We start from the raw sequence: 20,419 nt of genomic DNA, 5'->3' as shown, positions 1-20,419 counted from the left end.
TTATGATAGAGTTAAGGAGTTTGAGTCTTAAGGAGATGCAGAATTTCATAGAAGAGATAGGCGAACCTAAGTTTAGAGCTAAACAGGTATTTAAATGGATACATAAAGGTGTTGAAGATTTTGAAAGTATGACAGATTTATCCAAAAATTTAAGGATAAAGCTATCAGAAAAAGGATACATAAAGAATATGGAAATAGTTAGAAAACAGGTATCTAAAGTAGATGGAACTGTAAAATATTTATTAAAATTATTGGATGGTAATTTGATTGAATGCGTTTTAATGAGGTATAATTATGGTAATTCAATATGTATTTCGACACAGGTTGGATGTAGTATGGGGTGTAAATTCTGTGCTTCAACAATTGGAGGTAAGATTAGGAATTTAACACCAGGGGAGATGATAGGTCAAATTATAATGGTTCAAAATGATATAAATGAAAGGATATCAAATGTTGTATTAATGGGAGTTGGTGAACCCCTTGATAATTTTGATAATACTATAAAATTTTTAGAGCTTTTAAAGGAACCACAGGGGCTACATATAGGTATGAGGCATATAACTATATCAACCTGTGGGTTGGTTCCAGAAATTAAAAGATTGGCAGATTTAAATTATCAAATAACACTTGCGATATCACTTCACGCACCCAATGATGAAATAAGAAAAAAAACTATGCCTATTGCAAACAGATATTCTATAGAGCAAATATTAGATGCTTGTAGATATTATATTGAAAAGACAGATAGGAGAATTACCTTTGAATATACGATGATAGATGGGGTAAATGATGAAAGGGAACATGCTGAAGAGTTAGCGGAAAAATTAAAGGGGCTTTTGTGTCATGTAAATTTGATACCTATAAATGCCGTAACTGAAAGAGATTTAAAGAGGTCTAATCAAGATAAAATAGTTAAATTTAAGAATATTTTAGAGAGTAGAGGAATAGAAACTACAATAAGGAGAGAATTGGGGACTGATATTGATGCGGCTTGTGGCCAGCTGAGAAGAAGGTATCAAGAAATTTAAAGAGGTGGTTTTGTGTATATATTTTGCAAGACAGATATTGGTAAAAAAAGAGAGTTAAATGAGGATTATGTGCTTGTTTTTAAATCCCCCAATTATAGTCTTATGATTGTAGCAGATGGAATGGGGGGACACAATGCAGGAGAAGTTGCGAGTGAAATTGCTTCAACTACAATAAAAGAATATATTTTTAATAATTTTAATAAAGCAGAGGATAAATTAGAACTTGTTAGAGATGCAATTGTATATGCTAACAGTGTTGTATATAAGATTTCAAAGGAAAATCATAATTTAAAGGGTATGGGAACAACGATTACTTGTTGTTTACTTCTTGATAAAAGGGCCATAATAGGTCATGTTGGTGATTCAAGAGCCTATAGAATAACCGATGACTATATTATAAAGGTTACAGAGGACCATTCCTTTGTACAGCAGTTAGTAAATAAAGGTACTATTACAAAGGAGGAGGCTGTAAATCATCCTCAGAAGAATTTAATTACAAGAGCAATAGGCGTTGATGAATACGTTATGGTTGATATAGTTGATTTTGAATTAAAGGATAATGAAATAATACTTCTATGTACTGATGGATTAACAAATTACATAAGTGAAGAGGAGATAAAGGAGATTGTTTTGAAGGAAAAGGATCCTATCAAAACATTAATAGATACTGCAAATGAACGTGGTGGAGCAGATAACATTTCAGTTATTGTTGCACAAAAGGAGGTGGGGAAATGAATTTAATAGGTACAACCTTAGGTGGACGTTATATAATTGTGGAACAGATTGGTGAAGGTGGAATGGCAATTGTTTATAAAGCAAAAGACCAGCTTCTAAATAGATATGTTGCAGTTAAGATTTTAAAGCAGGAATTTACACAGGATGAAGAGTTTGTAAAGAAGTTTAAGAGGGAATCTATAGCAGCAGCAAGCTTAACTCATCCTAATATTGTAGCAATTTTTGATGTAGGTGAACAGGATAACATTTATTATATTGTAATGGAGTATATAAAAGGTCAGACTCTTAAGGAATATATAAAAAGCAATGGGAAAATAGGTTATAAAAGAGTTTTAGATATAACACTGCAGATAGCTATGGCGTTAGATAATGCCCATAAAAATGGGGTTGTTCATAGGGACATAAAACCACACAATATAGTAGTTACAGAGGAGGGAACAATTAAAGTAACAGACTTTGGAATAGCAAGGGCATCGACTGTAGCAACAGTAACTAATACTAATAAAGTTTTAGGTTCTGTGCATTATCTTTCACCAGAACAGGCAAAGGGTGGTTTTAGCGACCATAGAACAGACATATATTCACTTGGTGTTGTTATGTATGAGATGTTAACTGGAAGACTACCCTTTGATGCAGAAAGTCCAATATCTGTTGCGATAAAGCACATTCAGGAGGATATTACAGAACCAATTGCAATTGATACTTCTATACCAAGGGCTGTAAATGATATAGTTAAAAAAGCTCTACAGAAGGATATGTTTAAAAGATATCAAAGTGCAAAAGAGTTAGTGGATGATATTATTAAAGTTAAAGAAAATCCTAATGCAGTAATCAATAATTTTGATGAAACACAGTCCACAAGAATTATTGATGTAAAAGATGTGGATAAGGCATTAAAGAATAAAAAGAAAAAGAGTATAATTAAACCTCTATTTATTACATTGTCAGTTTTAGTTGTGCTATTTACAGCAGGATATATAATACTTAGTAAAAATTTTGTTGTTAAGGATGTTGAGGTTCCAAATATAATTGGATTAAATGAGGACCAAGCAAAATTAAAACTTGAACCTTTAAAATTAAAGCTTGAAGTTGAAGGTAAGGAATATAGTGATAAACCTGAAGGCACTATTATAAAGATGTATCCTGAAGATGGAATAAAGGTAAAGGAAGGTTCGACAATAAGAGTTAAACTAAGTGCAGGACAGAAAAAAGTAATTGTACCAGATTTAAAGGGACTTGATCTTTTAGAGGCTGAAATAATACTAAAAAACAATGGGTTAAAGAGAGGTACTATAGAAAGAAAATATAGTGATGAAGTTGAAAAGAATAGAATAATGGATCAAGAGCCAAAGCCTAATACTGAAATTATAGAGGGTTCAGAAGTAAATATAGTAATAAGTGATGGTAAGGAAGAAAAGTTTACGAAGGTTCCAATACTATTAGGAAGAAGTCTTGAAGAGGCAAAGGCACAGCTTGAGGCAGCAAATTTAGTTTTAGGAAATATAACCTATGGATATGATTCAAAATATATTGAGGATGTTATAATCTCTCAAGATGTTGCAGCAGGTGTTACTGTCAAAGAAGGAACTATGATAAATGTTGTTATTAATAAAAAAGAACTTGAACAAACTGAAGAAGAACAAAATAACACAGGAAACAATCAATAGGGAGGTTGTACGATGCAGCAAGGCCGTATAGTAAGGGGCATTGCAGGATTCTATTATGTAAAATTAGATGACGGCAGTATAGTTGAGTGCAAAGCAAGAGGAAAATTTAGAAGGGATAAGTTGTCTCCAATAGTTGGAGACAACGTTATTGTTGAGAAAATAGATGATGAAAAAGGCGTAATTGATAGCATTCTTCCAAGAAAGAATGAATTAATTAGGCCTCAAGTAAGCAATATAGATCAAGCAATTTTAATTTTTGCACTAAAGGATCCAGATACCAGCCTTGAGGTTCTTGATAGAGTTTTAGTGCTTACAGAATATAATAATATAGATGCTGTTATTTGTTTTAATAAATGTGACCTTGATGTAGATAATAAATTTGATTATTTAAGTAAAATATACAGCAGCATAGGGTATAAAGTTATTAAAACAAATGGTAAAACAGGAGAAGGAATCGAAGAAATAAAAAAGATTTTAAAAAATAAAACAACAGTGTTTGCAGGACCTTCAGGTGTTGGTAAATCCACAATATTTAATAAGGTTCAAAACAAGTTAGTTATGCAGACAGGAGAAATAAGTAAAAAGGTAAGTAGAGGCAAACACACTACAAGGCATGCAGAATTAATTGACATTGATGACAACACATATTTAGTGGACACTCCAGGTTTTTCGTTAATAGATTTATCCTTTATAGAAATTGAAGAGCTTCAAAACTATTTTAGAGAATTTAATGAATATAGTTCAGAATGTAGATTTACATCTTGCCTTCATTTTAAAGAACGAGATTGTATGATTAAAAATAAGGTTGAAGAAGGTGTAATATCAAAAGATAGATACGATAACTATATAAAGTTCTTAACTGAGTTACAACAAAATAGGAGGTACTAATGATGATAAAGATTGCGCCATCAATTCTGTCAGCAGATTTTAGTAGGCTTTATGAAGAGATAAAAAAGGTAGAGGAGGCAGGAGCAGATTACCTTCATATTGATGTAATGGATGGTCATTTTGTTCCTAATATTACAATAGGTGCACCGGTTGTTAAGGCAATTAGAAAGAATAGTAATTTAGTATTTGATGTTCACTTAATGATTGAAAACCCTGATTATTATATCGAAGATTTTGCAAAGGCTGGTGCAGATATAATAACTGTTCATGCTGAGGCTTGTAGGCATTTAAATAGAACAATACAAAATATAAAAAGCTTTGGCAAAAAAGTTGGGGTAGCTTTAAATCCAGCAACTCCACTTAATGTTTTAGATTATTCATTAGAGTATATTGATATGGTACTGATTATGACTGTTAATCCAGGATTTGGAGGACAAAAATTTATTCCTAATATGGTGGAAAAGATTAAAAAGTTAAAAACAACTATACACTCAAGAGGATTTGACATAGATATCGAGGTAGATGGAGGAATAAAACTCGATAACTTTAGAGAGGTTGTTGAGGCTGGAGCTAATGTATTAGTAGCTGGATCTGCAATATTTGAATCAGATGACATTAAAAAAACAACAAGTGAATTTAAAAAGTGGTGAAAAAATGAAGGCTCTTGTTATAGCACACGGTTACAATTCTAAAGAGGTATTAAAAAGAGAATTTAAGGATGCAGATTTAATTATATGCTCAGATGGTGGGGCAATTTATGCAATGGAGATAGGTATTGTGCCGGATATAATAATTGGGGACTTGGATTCTATTGATAAGAAAGTATATGAATATTTTTTAGAAAATGGAATTAAGATAGTTTCCTATCCAAGGGAAAAGGATTTTAGTGATACTGAGCTTTGTGTTGATTATGCAATAGACTCTGGTGCAGATACTATATGCATAATTAGCGGTATTGGTTCAAGAATAGACCATAGTTTAATAAATATAAGTTTATTATATAAAATAAAAAATAAAGGTGTAGATGCGTATATAGCAACAGATTCAGCATATATTTATATCTGTAATGATTATTTACAGATAGAAGGAGAAATAGGTGATACATTATCGTTAATACCTTTAACTTTAGAGGTTAAAGGTATAACTACAACGGGTTTAAAATATAAATTGGTTGATGGCAATATTCGACTGGGACAATCAATAGGAGTTTCAAATGAATTTATAGAAGAAAATTGCTCCATTAAAGTAAAGGAAGGTATACTTATAGTTGTAAAACAAAAGTTAATATAATTATTTTATAAAATAATACAGATTATTGCCAAACCTGATTATTAGCTAAAATTCGAAAAAGCCCAACGAAAGGATTTAAATAGGCTCTTTAATGAGCTTTAGCAATTCTTAGCTTTCGGCTTTGAAAAAGTCCGTAATTCGGCATAGGACGTGCCGAGCCGAGCGGCCATCAGGACGATGGCATCGCGAGGGTAGGACTTTTTCAAACAAAGAAAAGCTTAGAATTGCTAAAGCCGTAGAACGAATGCCCAAGAAATTCTTCATGGGGCTAATCAATATATTACTTTTCAACAGCCTAAATTATTTTATAATTTAGATAATATTTTATAGTTTTTTGAGTATATTCTTAACTTAAATATAAAAATTCCATAGTAGATGCATATAATAATATAAAGCAGCTATTATGGGGTTTTTTGTATGAATTATAAATATAAAAGATTGATTTCATATTTTTTAATAGGAATAGGGACAGTAATGATATTGATTTTTGTGCCATTTTGGATTTGGATGACGGCAATAGGTTTTATATTCATTTATTTTGGAATAAAATATTACAACAATAATTTTTAGGGGGATGTGAATGAGTACAATAAAAAAAATAAAAAAATTGTGGTGCGATAGATATTATATTGGTCTGTTACTTATATTTTTTGGTTTAGGATTGATTTTAGCAATAATTGCACCCTGGTGGGTTTGGGTTTTAGTAGTAGGTGTTTGTATTATAATATATGGTATAAATAAAATTTGTTAAAATAAAAAATGTGCTTTAATAAGCACATTTTTTATAGAGCACGTTGTACTTTTCCTGAACGTAGGCATCTTGTACAAACATATATACGCTTAGTTTGACCATCTACAACAGCTTTAACTCTCTTTATGTTTGGAGCCCAAGTTCTGTTTGATTTACGGTGTGAGTGGCTGTATTGTACACCAAATACTAGTCCTTTATTGCATATTTCGCATCTTCTTGACATTGTATTACACCTCCTTTATGAAGTCGCTTGCTTTGACTGTAAATATTTTATCAGATATAAAAAATAATTGCAACCGGAGTAATCATCCTATTACATTATATATTTATTTTTTTGATTTGTAAAGTGTTTTTACTTTACAGTTGATTATTTTTTATATTATATATCTTGAATAAAAAATGTATTTAATATAGAATTAATAAATAGAATAAGAAGTTTTGGGAGGTTTAAAAATGGCTGTTAAAGTTAATAATGAATTTGGTTTTATAGAATACTCTGATGAAGTTTTAGCAAACATAGCTGGTGCAGCTACAATGGAGTGTTATGGAGTTGTTGGAATGGCATCAAAGAGAGCAAGTGATGGATTTTGGGAATTACTAAAAAGAGAAAATCTAAGTAAAGGTGTTAAAATAATATCTGAAGACGATGGAATTATAGTTAATCTTTACATCATAGTTGAATATGGAACAAAGATATCAGTAATTGCTGATAACATAATGCAAAAGGTTAAGTATACAATTGAAGTTTTAACAGGAATAGATGTAAAAAAGATCACTGTAAATATTCAAGGAATAAGAGTGTAATGTTAGGAGGTACTGACTTTGAAGATTAATGTTATTGATGGACATAGCTTAAAAAATATGATTATAAATGGTGCATATGAGCTTGAAAGAAACAAAGAAATGGTTAATGCACTTAACGTTTTCCCTGTTCCAGATGGTGATACTGGAACTAATATGTCAGCTACTATGATGTCAGCAGTAACAGAACTTAATAAGGTTACAAATGAGAATATAAAGGCAGTTGTTGATGCAGCTTCTATGGGAACATTAATGGGGGCAAGAGGTAACTCCGGTGTTATTTTATCACAGCTTATAAGGGGATTTGCTAAATACTTAAAGGATAAAGAAAAAGTATCTACTAAAGATTTTGCACTTGCTTTAAAGGAGGGAGTATCAACTGCTTATAAGGCAGTTATGAAACCAACTGAAGGTACTATATTAACAGTATCAAGAGAATCAGCAGATAAAGCTATTGAAATTGCAAAGCATACATCAGACTTTGAAGAATTTTTAAGTCAAGTTTGTAAGGCAGCAGAGCAATCTTTAAATAAAACTCCAGAAATACTACCTGTATTAAAACAGGCAAATGTTGTTGACGCAGGTGGTATGGGACTTTTAGTTATTTATAAAGGAATGTTAAAATACATAATAGAGGGTAAAGTTGAAGAGATTAAAAAGGACTTTGAAACAAAGAAAGAAGAAAAAGTTATTGTTCAAGATGTATTTAGTACAGAGGACATTAAGTTTGCCTATTGTACAGAATTCTTTATAAAAACTAAAGGAGCAGACCCTGATAAATTTAAGAATAAGATAGAGCATCTTGGAGATTCAATGGTTGTAGTTGGTACAGAAGAATTAATAAAGGTACACATCCATACAAATAATCCAGGAATAGTTCTCGAAGAGGCATTAAAAGTTGGAGAACTTATGAAGATAAAAATAGATAATATGAAGGAACAACATAGACATATTGTGGATGAAGAAGAAAATATAGAAGTAAGAAGTGAAGCTAAGCAGGAAGAGAAGGAATATGGAATTGTAACTGTTGCAATGGGGGATGGGATAACAAACATATTTAAGGATTTAGGAGCTGATTTTGTAATAGAAGGCGGCCAAACAATGAATCCAAGTACACAGGATATTTTATCAGCAATTAATAGTATTAATGCAAAAAACATTTTTGTTTTACCTAACAATAGTAATATAATATTGGCTGCTGAGCAGGCAAGAGATCTATCAAACAAAAATGTTTATGTTGTACCAACTAAGAGTATACCTCAAGGAGTTACTGCACTTGTATCCTTTGACTATGATGCAAGTCCAGATGAAAACTTTGAAGCATTGTGTGAAGTTATAAAAACTGTAAAAACAGGTCAAGTAACTTTTGCTGTTAGAGATACTGTATTTAATGACGTAGAAGTTAAAGAGGGTAATAAAATTGCAATTGCCAATGGCAAATTAATAGAAGCTTCTGAAGACCTTGAAGAAATTACATTAAAGTTAATAGATACATTGGTAGATGAGAATAGCCAATTGATAACAGTGTTCTATGGTAATGGAATAACTGAAGAAGAGGCAGAAGTTTTACAAGGTAAATTAGAAGAAAAGTATAAGAATTTAGATGTTACTATATATTATGGTGGACAACCACTTTATTATTATTTAATATCTGTAGAATAATTATTATAAACGCCATGGATTAAAAGTTCATGGCGTTTAAAAATAAAAAGGACGTGACAATATGGATATAAGATACTTAAAGGGTGTTGGAGATAAGAATGCACATTATTTAAATTTGCTTGGAATTAAAACAGTTGAAGATGCTATTTACTATTTTCCAAGAGATTATGAGGATAGACAAAGCATAAAAAAAATTAAGGATTTAAAGGATGGGGAAATAGCAACATTGATTGTTGAAGTTGCTTTAATTAATGGCACTAAAAAAACACAGTCAGGGAAAAGACTTACTTCTGTTGTTTTTAAAGATGATACAGGATATATTACAGGTATATGGTTTAATCAACCTTATATGAAGAAAACATTTAAAGTTGGCGAAAAAGTATTACTTTATGGAAAAATAAATAGAAGATATGCAGAACTACAGATAGTAGATCCTAAGTATGAAAAAAACTATCAGGAAAGTTTAGAAGTTGGTGAAAATATTTTACCTTTATATCCATTAAATAAATATATGACTCAAAAGAATTTAAGAAAAATTATAAAAAATGCTTTAGATAAAAAAGAAGATGTAGTTCAGGAGATATTACCTCAAAAGCTTTTAAGAGATTATAAACTATTAGATATTTATACAGCTATAGAAAACATACATTTCCCTAAGAGTAAATATTTGTTAGATAGAAGTATTTATAGGTTGAAGTTTGAAGAACTTTTTATATTGCAACTTGGATTACAATATTTTAAAAAAAGTATAAGTTCAGACTTAACTGCATATTCTATACAATTATCGGATAAATTAAAGGATTTAAAGCAGGCTCTGCCCTTTGAACTTACTAATGCACAATCAAGAACAGTTAGAGAAATTTTACTTGATATGAAGAAAAAGAAACCTATGAATAGATTAGTTCAGGGTGACGTAGGTTCAGGTAAAACTGTTATTGCAGCAATTGCAATGTTTAATTGTGCAATGGCAGGATATCAAGCTGCTATGCTTGCACCTACTGAAATTTTAGCAGAACAGCACTATCATTCTGTTAAATCTCTTTTAGATAGATTTGGATTAAATATAGAACTGATAACGGGAAGTACCTCTAAAAAACAAAAGGAAAAAATATTAGAAGCCCTTTTAAATGGGGAAATTGATATAATTATAGGCACACATGCACTATTACAGGAAAATATTGAATTTAAAAACTTGGCATTGGTTGTTACAGATGAGCAGCATAGATTTGGTGTAAGACAAAGGTCATCACTTATTTCAAAGGGGCATAATCCCCACGTTTTGGTTATGACTGCAACACCTATACCAAGAACTCTTGCTCTCTTTTTATATGGTGATATGGATATATCTATAATAAATGAACTTCCAAAGGGAAGGCAGAAGATAGATACTTACTTTGTTAGAAGTACAATGAGGGAGAGAGTATATAATTTTATAAAAAAAGAGGTAGAGGAAGGTAAGCAAGCATATATTGTTTGTCCATTAGTTGAAGAATCTGAAAAGATAGAAGCAATTTCTGCAGAGGAGGCATACGAATATCTTGTAAATAATATATTTAATGGAAACACAAATATGGCAGCAATATTGCACGGAAAAATGTCAAATGAAGAAAAAGATTTCATAATGCAAAATTATAAAGAGGGGAAAATAAAGGTTTTAGTGTCCACTACTGTTGTAGAAGTAGGAGTTAATGTTCCTAATGCAACTGTTATGGTAGTAGAAAATGCCGAGAGATTTGGACTTGCACAGTTACACCAATTAAGAGGAAGAGTTGGAAGAGGCAATTTAAAGTCCTATTGCATATTAATATCCGATGCGACTAATAAAGAATCAATTGAGAGATTGAACATTATGACTAAAACAAATGATGGATTTGTTATATCAGAAAAGGATTTAGAATTAAGAGGAACCGGTGAGCTTTTTGGCTTAAGGCAACACGGATTGCCGGATTTAAAAATAGCAGATATTATAAAAGATATTGAGATTTTAAAAACTACAAAGGACTTAGCTAAAAAAGTAATTGAAGAAAATCTAATTGATAATGATGACTTTATACCTTTAAAAAATAAAATAAATTTGTTATTTAAAGAAAAAATTGATACAGCTACGTTTAACTAACAAAAATAGCACCTCCGTTAATAGTCATCTCTAATTACCAGAGTAAAAAACTCAAAATGGGTTAAATTAATAATAGAAAAACAAACAGGAGGTGCATTAAAATGAAAAACAGAACAATAGTACCTGAAGCTAAGGCAGCATTACAACAGTTTAAGTATGAGGTTGCAAATGAAATAGGAGTTCAAGTTCCAACATCAGGATATTGGGGAAATATGACATCAAGAGATTGTGGTTCAGTAGGTGGCTACATGGTTAAGAAGATGGTAGAAGCTTACGAAAGAAACTTAGCAGGTAAATAACAATACAAAAGAAAAGGGGCCTTTAAATAAGGTCCCTTTTCTTTTAACGATTAAACTCTATATTATTAACAAAAATTAAAATTATTCAAAAAATAAAGAAAAACGTTATTAAAAGAATAAGAATTTAAAAAATAATGAAAAAAACGATTTTTTTGACTTGATAAAATGAAGGAAATAATGCATAATATTATTAGAAGATTGCGAAAGCAAGAGGGGGTATTTAAATGGTTAAAGTAAAAATGTCACCTGCTGACTATGTAGCACATGTAATCGAAAACGTAAAGAAGAGAAATCCTCATGAACCTGAATTTTTACAAGCAGTTGAAGAAGTTCTTCCTTCACTAATACCTGTTTTAGAAAAACACCCAGAATATATTGAAGAAAACCTATTAGAAAGATTTTGTGAACCAGAAAGACAAATAATGTTTAAAGTGCCATGGGTTGATGACCAAGGAAATCTACATGTAAATAGAGGATTTAGAGTTCAATTTAATGGTGCAATTGGACCATACAAGGGAGGATTAAGATTCCATCCATCAGTAACATTAAGTGTAATTAAATTCTTAGGATTTGAGCAAATATTAAAGAATTCATTAACAGGTCTACCAATAGGCGGTGGAAAAGGTGGTTCAGATTTTGACCCAAGAGGAAAATCTGATGCTGAAATAATGAGATTCTGTCAAAGCTTTATGACAGAGCTATACAGACATATAGGACCAGACGTTGACGTTCCTGCAGGAGATATTGGAGTTGGTGCAAGAGAAATAGGTTATTTATATGGCCATTATAGAAGAATTAGAGGTGCCTTTGAAAATGGTGTATTAACAGGAAAAGGACTATCATATGGCGGTAGCTTAATAAGACCAGAAGCAACAGGATATGGAGTTACATATTTTTGTCAAGAAATGTTAAAACACGATGGAGAAACATTTGAAGGTAAGACAGTTGCTGTTTCAGGATTTGGTAATGTTGCATGGGGTGCTTGTAAGAAGGTTGCTGATTTAGGTGGTAAGGTTGTTACTCTATCAGGACCAGATGGATATATATACGATCCAGATGGAGTTGTAGGAGAAAAGATTGATTATCTATTAGAAATGAGAAATTCAGGAAGAGATAGAGTACAAGATTATGCTGATAAGTTTGGAGTTCAATTCTTCCCAGGAGAAAAACCATGGGGTGTAAAGGTTGATATAGTAATGCCTTGTGCTACTCAAAACGATATACATTTAGAACATGCTAAGCAAATTGTTGCTAATGGTGTTAAGTATGTTTGTGAAGGTGCTAATATGCCTTGTACAAATGAAGCTATACAATATTTCTTAGAAAATGGAGTAGTTGTTGGACCAGCAAAGGCTGCTAATGCAGGTGGTGTTGCAACATCAGCACTTGAAATGTCACAAAATAGCATGAGAATGTCTTGGACAGCTGAAGAAGTAGACCAAAAATTACATCAAATAATGGTAAATATATATAACAATGTTGTTAAGGCATCAGAAGACTATGGATTTGGATATAATCTTGTAGCAGGTGCAAATATTGCTGGATTTATAAAGGTTGCAGATGCAATGCATGCACAAGGAAACTATTAATAAAAAAGAACCCTTCGGGGTTCTTTTTTATTGCCTTAATGGTTCTTATTTTACTTTTTTGCAATATGTGTTAAAATATTTAAAGGCTTATACAAGGAGGGCATTATATGAGGATAATAACAGGTATTGCAAGAGGAAGAATTATTAAAGCACCAGATGGATTAAATACAAGACCTACATCAGATAGAGTAAAGGAATCAATGTTTAATATATTAGATTATCATTATAGCTATGAAAATGTACTTGATTTGTTTGCAGGTAGTGGAAATTTAGGCTTAGAGGCAATAAGTAGAGGGGCTAAAAAGTGCATTTTTATTGAACAAAACAAAGAAGCCTATAATTATTTAGTTGATAATATAAAAAATCTTAAGTTTGAAGATTATTGCCAACACTATAGACAGGATGCCTTTGCGGCGGTAGAGATTTTAGCAAAACGCGGTGAGAAATTTGATTTGATATTCTTAGATCCCCCATATGGTAAGGGATTAGTAGAAAAGTCTATTAAGTCTATTTACGAAAAGGATTTATTAGATGATAATGGTGTTATTGTATCTGAACAGGATGTAAATGATGTCCTACCAGATATAATTGGCAATATTAAAAAAGTAAGGGTAGAAAAATACGGACGAACTGCGATAGCCTTTTGGAGTAAGGAGGAATAAAATGTCAAAGGTAGTTGTATATCCAGGCAGCTTTGATCCTATCACAAATGGTCATCTTGATATAATACAAAGGGCATCTAAAATTTTTGATAGGGTAATAGTTGCGGTATTAGAAAATCCAGAGAAAAAAAACCCTCTGTTTAATGTAAATGAGAGGGTTGAATTAATAAAGAGAGTTACAAAAGATTTAGAAAATGTGGAAGTCGAAAGTTTCAAAGGTCTATTAATAGATTTTATGAGAAAAAAGGAATCAAAAATAATAATAAAAGGTCTTCGAGCTGTTTCTGATTTTGAATACGAATTTCAAATGGCTCTTATGAATAATAAATTAGATGAAAACATTGAGACATTGTTTATGATGACAAGCAGCCAATACTCTTATTTAAGTTCATCTTCAGTTAAGCAGGTAGCAATGTATGGTGGATGTTTAAGAGGTTTAGTTCCAGATGAAATTATAAATGATATAAAGGAAAAATTTACAGTAAATCGGTAGTTTTTTTCTTATGTAAAAAGTAAATGGTGTTTAAAATAAATATAAGGATTAACAATGAAGTAGCTGAATACACAAATAAATTATTTAAATTAAGACTGTAATTTATCATAATTGTATCTACATTGATTATTTTACATATATAATAGCAAACTATTGAAGATAATATGCCGTGATTAATTTTTGACAGTATATATTTTTTAAAACTAACATTACAACCATAAAGAACGCCCTTTACTTGATAAAGTATTGAAATTCCACTAAAGGATAAAATAAAGCTGATTACCAACAGTTTATTAGAAATACTTGATGAAACTATAAGTTTACAGCCATTAGACATTTCAAAAAGTGATTTGATAAAAATTGAAAGATCATCACTATTAACTTTAAATAATTTTGATAAAATAACAGATATAATATTAAAGAAACTAATTGTATCCAACAGGTTAATTATTACTGAAAAAAATATAATATATCCAGATATAAATCCCATAGTTATTAGGGAGTTTTTAATTGAATTGTTTAAATTTAAAATAGTATTTTTGTGTTCATATATATAATCCTTTTTTTCTCTTTTAGAGAACAGATTACATATAATGCCGTTCAATACAGAAGCTATTATATGAGATGCATATAAAATATATCCTAATAGATTACTCTTTAACATACCAGCACCTACGGCACCTATTATAAACAAAGGGCCTGATGTGCTGCTAAAGGTAAGTATTCTTTCCCCTTCTTTAGGGGATATTTTTTTTGCCTCAATAAGCTCTTTAACCACCTTTGCTCCTGCAGGATAGCCTGAAAAAATGCTAATTATAAAGGCATATGCACCATATCCTGATGTTTTAAATATTCTATTTATAGGCTTATTGAAAATAATAGCAATATTTTCTGCAATTCCTACTGACATAAGTAAATCATTAATAATGAAAAATGGGAAAAGAGAAGGGAAGACTGTATACAAAAATAAATTTAATCCATCCTTTGCAGAATTTAAAGATACATTTGGGTTTAAGATTATTAAAATTAAAATTACAAAAATCATTAATTTTAATCCTGCATTATTATATTTTTTTATAAATAATAATATAAATGATAGTGCAATTAGTATAAAAAATATTTTTTCCATAGCCACCTCAGAACTCTTTTTTATTTAATATTTATGATTGGCGGGGATGGTATATGTATAAAAATCTAAAAATAGGATTAGCATTAGGTTCTGGAGCATCAAGGGGACTTGCACATATTGGAGTAATAGAAGTATTAGAAAAATACGGAATAATAGCAGACGCGGTATCAGGAAGCAGTATAGGTTCAGTGATTGGTGCATTATATTGTAGTGGTTTTGATTTTAAATATGCTGCATCTCTTTGTAAAAACCTTAATAAAAAGACCTATATTGATGTTGCAGTTCCAAGATTAGGTTTTATAAAAGGTGAAAGAATATGCGAAATAATCAAATTATTAACTAAGGATAAGGAATTTAAGGACTTAAATAAAAAATTTTTTGTTGTTGCTACTGATTTAAAAAGTAAAAGACTTGTTGTATTCGAAGAGGGGAAAATTTATGAAGCAATTAGAGCAAGTATATCTATACCCGGTGTTTTTATTCCTGTTTATAAGGATAATATGGTTTTGGTGGATGGAGGTGTATTAGAAAGAGTGCCGGCTAAAATATTGAAAAATTATGGTGTTGACTATGTAATAGGTGTAGATGTTGGATTTAATCTAAAGACATCAAATTGCAAAAGTATATTTCACGTTCTTTATGAATCCATAGATTTAATGGAGAAGGAATTATTTGAACTTAAAAAGCAGGAAGCAGACAAGCTTATAAGGGTTGATATTGACGATGTAGATCCTATTGGTTTTGACCACGCAGAGGAGACTATAGAAAAGGGAAGACAGGCAGCTATAAAGGAAATAGAAGGATTAATAAAGGAATTAGATTCTATAGCTGCCAGTAGACAGGACTTGTTTTTAAATCACCTTTAGATAGTTTTTTATTGCCTTTTAGTGCAAGTGCATAGATGTCAGATGCGTCTATATCTAACTTTAATTTTTCATAATCATCCCTTTTGGGATTTGTTATTATTGGAATAGAAGATTGCTTTTTCATCATTTTGATAAGTTCACGACCTTTATTATTAAAACCTAAAATTCTTATGTATTCAGGTCTTCTATTTACTTTATAAAGTATATCATTCGTATGATTTAATAGTATATTTATGAGTATACGTTGAATTCTTGTTTGTGTATATCTTTTAGACTTCACATATTCTATAAGTTTAAATATATCATAGGTATCTTCAGCAGCCTGTTTTAGTTTAAATTCTAATCCCTCTGATACATCTATTATATTTTTAAGTTCATTGGGCGATTTTGTTCTTATTAAATAATAAATTATGTCCTCAAAGCTTTTTAAGCTTATGGGGGCATTATTATTTTGTATTTCTTCTTTAATTATTTTATAGCAGAATTCAGGCATAGAATTTAAAACCTCTTCATTGTTTATATTTTTTCTTATGGAGGTTGCACTTGATATATTTCCTGTTAAATCCTCTTGATTATATTTGTTTACAATTCTTTTTATTGTAAAGGGTTTTAAATTTGATTTTAATTTCAAGATTGACTTTATATATTCAATTCCCAGTATATTATTTGAGTTTTTTAGTATATTTTCTACATTAATATCATTTACATTTAACAAATTGTGATATATTATATAATTGTTGAGACTTTTTAACCTGGCAGAAGGAAATGACATCCCTAATTTAAGGTAATCTTTTAAATATTGTTTATATTCATAGGGTTCGTAGGCTAAAACTTCTGCGATTTTATAGAGTAGAGATATATCTCCACATTCACTACCAAAACATACGTTATTAACGATTTTAGTTGAATCTAAGGTTGCTATAGCACCAAAGGCAAAGCCTTCTGCACTTGATTTTGAGTATATTACAGGAAGTTCTATTACTAAATCTACACCAGCATATAGGGCCATCTTTGTTCTTGACCATTTATCAACAAAGGCAGGCTCGCCACGCTGTACAAAAGAACCACTCATAACGGCAATTAGTGCATCGCACTTTGTTATTTCCTTTGTTTTATTTATATGATAAATATGGCCATTATGTAGTGGGTTATATTCTACTATTATTCCTGTAACGTTCATTAATAATACCTCCTAATAATGTGATAACTATATTATATTTATAAAAAGATTATTTGTCACGCATTGATAAATAGTTCTACAATGCGTAATAATATAAAAAGAAAGGGGTATGATTATGTCAATAATGCAAACTATATGGGAAAAAGCAAGACAAGACAAAAAAAGAATAGTTTTACCAGAAGGAAATGAAAAAAGAACTGTAAAGGCTGCTGAAATAATTAAAAGAGAAGGTCTAGCTGAGGTTGTTTTAATAGGTAAAAGAGAAGAAATTGAAGCAACAGCAAAGGAAGTTGGAGCAAACATAGAGGGTGTAGAAATAATTGACCCAGTTCTATCAGAAAAATTCGATACATACGCAGAAAAATTCTATGAATTAAGAAAGAGTAAGGGTGTAACATTAGAACAAGCAAGAGAGATAATTAAGGATGAAATATACTTTGGTACAATGATGGTAAAGATGAAGGATGCAGATGGTCTTGTTTCAGGTGCTATTCACTCAACAGGAGACCTTTTAAGACCAGCTCTTCAAATAATAAAGACGGCACCAGGTATGTCAATAGTTTCAAGCTGCTTTGTTATGGAAATACCAAATAAGCAATATGGTGAAGATGGATTAATGTTATTTGCAGACTGTGCTGTTAATCCAAATCCAACAGCAGAGGAACTTGCTTCAATTGCAATAGCTACAGCAAATACAGGAAAGGTTCTATGTGGAATTGAACCAAGAATTGCTATGTTATCCTTCTCAACTAAGGGAAGTGCAAAGCATGAACTTGTAGATAAGGTTGTTAATGCTACTGAAATAGCAAAGGAAAAGGCACCACACTTAATGATAGATGGAGAATTACAATTAGATGCTGCAATAGTACCAAAGGTTGCTGAATTAAAGGCTCCAAATAGTACAGTAGCAGGTAAAGCTAATGTTTTAGTATTCCCTGATTTACAAGCTGGTAATATAGGATATAAGCTTGTTCAAAGATTAGCTAATGCTGAAGCAATAGGACCAATATGCCAAGGTTTTGCTGCACCAGTAAATGACTTATCAAGAGGATGCAGCATTGAAGATATAGTAAATGTTGTTGCTATAACAGCAGTTCAAGCACAAGGAATCAATCTATAAAATAAGGAAAGGGGATAAACTAATGAAGGTATTAGTAATCAACTGTGGAAGTTCATCATTAAAGTATCAATTAATCAATATGGAAAATGAAAAGGTAATGGCAAAGGGCCTTGTTGAAAGAATAGGTATAGAAGGTTCACAACTTAAGCATCAACCAGAAGGAATGGATAAAATAGTTGTTGAAAAGCCAATGAAGGATCATAAGGATGCTATTAAAGTAGTTCTTGATGCTCTATTAGATGAAAACTATGGTGTAATTAAAAATATGAATGAAATTTCAGCTGTAGGTCATAGAGTAGTTCATGGTGGTGAAAAATATTCAGGATCAGTTCTAATTACAGAGGATGTTATGAAGGTTCTTGAAGAATGCACACACCTTGCACCATTACATAACCCACCAAATATTATAGGAATTAATGCATGTAAGGATTTAATGCCACAAACTCCAATGGTTGCTGTTTTTGATACTGCATTCCATCAAACAATGCCAAAGCACGTATATATGTATGCTCTACCATATGAGTTATATGAAAAGCATGGAATAAGAAGATATGGATTCCATGGAACATCCCACAAGTATGTATCAAAGGTTGCAGCAGAACAAGTAGGTAAGGATATTAAGGACTTAAAGATAATTACTTGCCACTTAGGAAATGGTGCAAGCGTTGCGGCAATAGATGGTGGAAAATCAGTTGATACAAGTATGGGATTCACTCCACTTGAAGGTCTTGCAATGGGAACAAGATGTGGAGATATTGACCCAGCTATAGTAACTTTCCTACAAAAGGAAGAAAATTTAAGCTATGAAGAAGTAAACAATATAATGAATAAAAAGTCAGGTGTACTTGGAATTTCAGGTGTAAGCAGTGACTTTAGAGATATTGAAAATGCAGCTTTTGATGGAAATGAGAGAGCTCAATTAGCACTTGATGTATTCCACTATAAAGTTAAAAAATACATAGGTGCTTATACTGCTGCTATGGGTGGACTTGATGTATTAGTATTTACAGCTGGACTTGGTGAAAATTCACCAGAAACAAGATTTGAAGTATGCAAGAATATGGAATATCTTGGAATTAAAGTTGATGCAGAAAAGAATAAGGTAAGAGGAAGGATACAAGAAATTTCAACAGAAGATTCAAAGGTTAAGGTGTTTGTAATACCAACTAACGAAGAATTAATGATAGCTCGTGATACTGTTGAAATAGTAAGAGGATTATAATAAAATTATGGGAAGAAAAATAAACATATTTTTCTTCCCATATCATAATTTAAGCCTTGACTTTTCAAAATACAGCTTATATAATTAATTGTGGCACTTTGATTGAGGTGAGTTTATGAAAATTGATGTACAGGATTTACTTACAGGTAAATCTGAAAGTAAAATAGTTAGTGAAGATTTCAATCTAAAAACATTGGATTTTAATAATATTGAGTATTCATTTGAAGGGCCTATACATATAGAAGGTACTTTAAAAAAGAGTGAGGATGGTATTGTTTTTAAAGGTAACATTTTAGCTAAGGTAAAAACTGTTTGTTCAAGGTGCCTTGATGAAGTGGTTAAGGATTTAAATATTGATTTTGAAGAAGAATTTAAAAAGACGCAGGATGAATTAGGTTATACAATAAGTGATAAACATATTGATATAACAAAATTAATAGAGGATAATATATTTTTAAATGTACCTTTAAAAACACTTTGTAGTGAATCCTGTAAAGGATTGTGCCCAGTTTGTGGCACAAATTTAAATAAATCAACTTGTAGTTGTGATACACAAATTATTGATCCACGACTAGAAAAATTAAAAAATTTTTTTAACCGAGATTAAGGAGGTGTAACTATGGGTAATCCAGCCAGAAGACATTCAAAGTCAAGAAGAGATATGAGAAGAGCACAAACTTGGAAATTAGCTATGCCAGGAATGGTTGAGTGCCCACAATGCCATGAAATGAAACTTGCACATAGAGTGTGTGGAAATTGTGGTTACTACAAAAATAGAGTAGTTGTTGAGAAATAAGAAAGTCTCTTGTAGACTTTCTTTTTTTGGTTCTTTGTCAATTGTTGGGGCGGGTATTCGATTAGAATGCCTGTCCTTTCTTATTTGAGAGTGATTTTAGAAAGATAGGTTAGATTGGGGAGAGT

23 protein-coding genes are annotated in these 20,419 nt (G+C 31.1%); 20 read left to right on the top strand and 3 right to left on the bottom strand.

Annotation, left to right across the window (positions count from 1 at the left end):
* Nucleotides 1-2 precede the first annotated feature (2 nt).
* The 8 genes from rlmN (at nt 3) to JG776_RS07670 (ending at nt 6,359) form a co-directional block, all read left to right on the top strand.
* Complete coding sequence (gene rlmN, locus JG776_RS07705) at nt 3-1,028, top strand: 23S rRNA (adenine(2503)-C(2))-methyltransferase RlmN (RefSeq protein ID WP_291966288.1); 1,026 nt, start codon at nt 3-5, stop codon at nt 1,026-1,028.
* A gap of 12 nt (nt 1,029-1,040) precedes the next feature.
* Nucleotides 1,041-1,763 carry a Stp1/IreP family PP2C-type Ser/Thr phosphatase gene (locus tag JG776_RS07700; RefSeq protein ID WP_291966286.1) on the top strand — a complete coding sequence of 241 codons (723 nt, stop codon included), beginning with the start codon at nt 1,041-1,043 and terminating at the stop codon, nt 1,761-1,763.
* Nucleotides 1,760-3,430 carry a PASTA domain-containing protein gene (locus JG776_RS07695; protein WP_291966284.1) on the top strand — a complete coding sequence of 557 codons (1,671 nt, stop codon included), beginning with the start codon at nt 1,760-1,762 and terminating at the stop codon, nt 3,428-3,430. The genes JG776_RS07700 and JG776_RS07695 overlap by 4 nt, the downstream gene beginning before the upstream one ends.
* A 12-nt stretch (nt 3,431-3,442) precedes the next feature.
* Nucleotides 3,443-4,318: a ribosome small subunit-dependent GTPase A gene (gene rsgA, locus JG776_RS07690; protein WP_291966280.1), complete on the top strand. Its 876-nt coding sequence runs from the start codon at nt 3,443-3,445 to the stop codon at nt 4,316-4,318.
* Between the two features lie 2 nt (nt 4,319-4,320).
* The gene (gene rpe, locus JG776_RS07685) at nt 4,321-4,968 is read left to right on the top strand and encodes a ribulose-phosphate 3-epimerase (protein WP_291966278.1); all 648 of its coding nucleotides are present in this window, start codon (nt 4,321-4,323) and stop codon (nt 4,966-4,968) included.
* A gap of 4 nt (nt 4,969-4,972) precedes the next feature.
* Nucleotides 4,973-5,608, top strand: a complete 636-nt coding sequence (locus JG776_RS07680; protein WP_291966276.1) for a thiamine diphosphokinase — start codon at nt 4,973-4,975, stop codon at nt 5,606-5,608.
* Nucleotides 5,609-6,025: 417 nt separating this feature from the next.
* A complete protein-coding gene (locus JG776_RS07675) occupies nt 6,026-6,178 on the top strand; it encodes a hypothetical protein (protein WP_291966274.1) in 153 nt (50 codons plus the stop codon).
* A 10-nt stretch (nt 6,179-6,188) separates the two neighbouring features.
* Nucleotides 6,189-6,359 (top strand): hypothetical protein, encoded by a 171-nt coding sequence (locus JG776_RS07670; RefSeq protein ID WP_291966272.1) that lies wholly within the window; start codon nt 6,189-6,191, stop codon nt 6,357-6,359.
* Nucleotides 6,360-6,390: 31 nt separating this feature from the next.
* Here JG776_RS07670 and rpmB read toward each other — a convergent pair whose 3' ends face one another.
* Nucleotides 6,391-6,582 (bottom strand): 50S ribosomal protein L28, encoded by a 192-nt coding sequence (rpmB, locus tag JG776_RS07665; RefSeq protein WP_027307423.1) that lies wholly within the window; start codon nt 6,580-6,582, stop codon nt 6,391-6,393.
* Nucleotides 6,583-6,812: 230 nt separating this feature from the next.
* Here rpmB and JG776_RS07660 point away from each other — a divergent pair, with 230 nt between their 5' ends.
* From JG776_RS07660 to coaD, 7 genes are all read left to right on the top strand, one after another.
* Nucleotides 6,813-7,163: an Asp23/Gls24 family envelope stress response protein gene (locus JG776_RS07660; RefSeq protein ID WP_291966268.1), complete on the top strand. Its 351-nt coding sequence runs from the start codon at nt 6,813-6,815 to the stop codon at nt 7,161-7,163.
* Between the two features lie 18 nt (nt 7,164-7,181).
* Nucleotides 7,182-8,822 carry a DAK2 domain-containing protein gene (locus tag JG776_RS07655; protein WP_366934196.1) on the top strand — a complete coding sequence of 547 codons (1,641 nt, stop codon included), beginning with the start codon at nt 7,182-7,184 and terminating at the stop codon, nt 8,820-8,822.
* A 61-nt stretch (nt 8,823-8,883) separates the two neighbouring features.
* Nucleotides 8,884-10,938: an ATP-dependent DNA helicase RecG gene (gene recG, locus JG776_RS07650; RefSeq protein ID WP_291966267.1), complete on the top strand. Its 2,055-nt coding sequence runs from the start codon at nt 8,884-8,886 to the stop codon at nt 10,936-10,938.
* 101 nt (nt 10,939-11,039) lie between these two features.
* Entirely contained in the window at nt 11,040-11,237 is a 198-nt protein-coding gene (locus JG776_RS07645; RefSeq protein WP_035165585.1) for an alpha/beta-type small acid-soluble spore protein, read from the top strand.
* 224 nt (nt 11,238-11,461) lie between these two features.
* Nucleotides 11,462-12,826, top strand: a complete 1,365-nt coding sequence (gdhA, locus tag JG776_RS07640; protein ID WP_073249873.1) for an NADP-specific glutamate dehydrogenase — start codon at nt 11,462-11,464, stop codon at nt 12,824-12,826.
* Between the two features lie 107 nt (nt 12,827-12,933).
* Nucleotides 12,934-13,488, top strand: coding sequence for a 16S rRNA (guanine(966)-N(2))-methyltransferase RsmD (rsmD, locus tag JG776_RS07635; protein ID WP_291966261.1), 555 nt, complete (start codon nt 12,934-12,936; stop codon nt 13,486-13,488).
* A gap of 1 nt (nt 13,489) precedes the next feature.
* The gene (coaD, locus tag JG776_RS07630) at nt 13,490-13,981 is read left to right on the top strand and encodes a pantetheine-phosphate adenylyltransferase (protein WP_291966259.1); all 492 of its coding nucleotides are present in this window, start codon (nt 13,490-13,492) and stop codon (nt 13,979-13,981) included.
* Here the strand turns inward: coaD and JG776_RS07625 are convergent.
* A complete protein-coding gene (locus tag JG776_RS07625) occupies nt 13,965-15,110 on the bottom strand; it encodes a hypothetical protein (protein ID WP_291966258.1) in 1,146 nt (381 codons plus the stop codon). The two genes, coaD and JG776_RS07625, sit on opposite strands and share 17 nt — an antisense overlap.
* A gap of 53 nt (nt 15,111-15,163) precedes the next feature.
* Here JG776_RS07625 and JG776_RS07620 point away from each other — a divergent pair, with 53 nt between their 5' ends.
* Complete coding sequence (locus JG776_RS07620) at nt 15,164-15,976, top strand: patatin-like phospholipase family protein (protein WP_291966256.1); 813 nt, start codon at nt 15,164-15,166, stop codon at nt 15,974-15,976.
* Here JG776_RS07620 and JG776_RS07615 read toward each other — a convergent pair.
* A complete protein-coding gene (locus JG776_RS07615) occupies nt 15,933-17,156 on the bottom strand; it encodes a nucleotidyltransferase (RefSeq protein ID WP_291966254.1) in 1,224 nt (407 codons plus the stop codon). The genes JG776_RS07620 and JG776_RS07615 overlap by 44 nt on opposite strands.
* 115 nt (nt 17,157-17,271) lie before the next feature.
* Between JG776_RS07615 and pta the strand changes: the two genes are divergently transcribed.
* From pta to rpmF, 4 genes are all read left to right on the top strand, one after another.
* Nucleotides 17,272-18,276: a phosphate acetyltransferase gene (pta, locus tag JG776_RS07610; RefSeq protein ID WP_291966252.1), complete on the top strand. Its 1,005-nt coding sequence runs from the start codon at nt 17,272-17,274 to the stop codon at nt 18,274-18,276.
* Between the two features lie 22 nt (nt 18,277-18,298).
* A complete protein-coding gene (locus JG776_RS07605) occupies nt 18,299-19,498 on the top strand; it encodes an acetate kinase (RefSeq protein WP_291966250.1) in 1,200 nt (399 codons plus the stop codon).
* Nucleotides 19,499-19,613: 115 nt separating this feature from the next.
* Nucleotides 19,614-20,105, top strand: coding sequence for a DUF177 domain-containing protein (locus tag JG776_RS07600; RefSeq protein WP_291966248.1), 492 nt, complete (start codon nt 19,614-19,616; stop codon nt 20,103-20,105).
* Nucleotides 20,106-20,117: 12 nt separating this feature from the next.
* Entirely contained in the window at nt 20,118-20,294 is a 177-nt protein-coding gene (gene rpmF / locus JG776_RS07595; protein ID WP_027307437.1) for a 50S ribosomal protein L32, read from the top strand.
* The last annotated feature ends 125 nt before the right edge of the window (nt 20,295-20,419 follow it).

It is taken from the genome of Caloramator sp., assembly GCF_020054765.1.
Taxonomy (GTDB): Bacteria; Bacillota; Clostridia; order Clostridiales; family Caloramatoraceae; genus Thermobrachium; species Thermobrachium proteoclasticum.
This window is presented reverse-complemented; position numbering and strand designations above follow the sequence as displayed.

Coding starts and splice junctions, on each gene's coding strand:
- JG776_RS07645 (WP_035165585.1), top strand. CDS start 11,040: ATGAAAAACAGAACAATAGTACCTGAAGCTAAGGCAGCATTACAACAG.
- rpe (WP_291966278.1), top strand. CDS start 4,321: ATGATAAAGATTGCGCCATCAATTCTGTCAGCAGATTTTAGTAGGCTT.
- JG776_RS07625 (WP_291966258.1), bottom strand. CDS start 15,110: ATGGAAAAAATATTTTTTATACTAATTGCACTATCATTTATATTATTA.
- JG776_RS07605 (WP_291966250.1), top strand. CDS start 18,299: ATGAAGGTATTAGTAATCAACTGTGGAAGTTCATCATTAAAGTATCAA.
- JG776_RS07670 (WP_291966272.1), top strand. CDS start 6,189: ATGAGTACAATAAAAAAAATAAAAAAATTGTGGTGCGATAGATATTAT.
- JG776_RS07675 (WP_291966274.1), top strand. CDS start 6,026: ATGAATTATAAATATAAAAGATTGATTTCATATTTTTTAATAGGAATA.
- JG776_RS07620 (WP_291966256.1), top strand. CDS start 15,164: ATGTATAAAAATCTAAAAATAGGATTAGCATTAGGTTCTGGAGCATCA.
- rpmB (WP_027307423.1), bottom strand. CDS start 6,582: ATGTCAAGAAGATGCGAAATATGCAATAAAGGACTAGTATTTGGTGTA.
- recG (WP_291966267.1), top strand. CDS start 8,884: ATGGATATAAGATACTTAAAGGGTGTTGGAGATAAGAATGCACATTAT.
- JG776_RS07600 (WP_291966248.1), top strand. CDS start 19,614: ATGAAAATTGATGTACAGGATTTACTTACAGGTAAATCTGAAAGTAAA.
- rpmF (WP_027307437.1), top strand. CDS start 20,118: ATGGGTAATCCAGCCAGAAGACATTCAAAGTCAAGAAGAGATATGAGA.
- JG776_RS07695 (WP_291966284.1), top strand. CDS start 1,760: ATGAATTTAATAGGTACAACCTTAGGTGGACGTTATATAATTGTGGAA.
- rsgA (WP_291966280.1), top strand. CDS start 3,443: ATGCAGCAAGGCCGTATAGTAAGGGGCATTGCAGGATTCTATTATGTA.
- gdhA (WP_073249873.1), top strand. CDS start 11,462: ATGGTTAAAGTAAAAATGTCACCTGCTGACTATGTAGCACATGTAATC.
- coaD (WP_291966259.1), top strand. CDS start 13,490: ATGTCAAAGGTAGTTGTATATCCAGGCAGCTTTGATCCTATCACAAAT.
- JG776_RS07615 (WP_291966254.1), bottom strand. CDS start 17,156: ATGAACGTTACAGGAATAATAGTAGAATATAACCCACTACATAATGGC.
- pta (WP_291966252.1), top strand. CDS start 17,272: ATGTCAATAATGCAAACTATATGGGAAAAAGCAAGACAAGACAAAAAA.
- JG776_RS07660 (WP_291966268.1), top strand. CDS start 6,813: ATGGCTGTTAAAGTTAATAATGAATTTGGTTTTATAGAATACTCTGAT.
- rsmD (WP_291966261.1), top strand. CDS start 12,934: ATGAGGATAATAACAGGTATTGCAAGAGGAAGAATTATTAAAGCACCA.
- rlmN (WP_291966288.1), top strand. CDS start 3: ATGATAGAGTTAAGGAGTTTGAGTCTTAAGGAGATGCAGAATTTCATA.
- JG776_RS07680 (WP_291966276.1), top strand. CDS start 4,973: ATGAAGGCTCTTGTTATAGCACACGGTTACAATTCTAAAGAGGTATTA.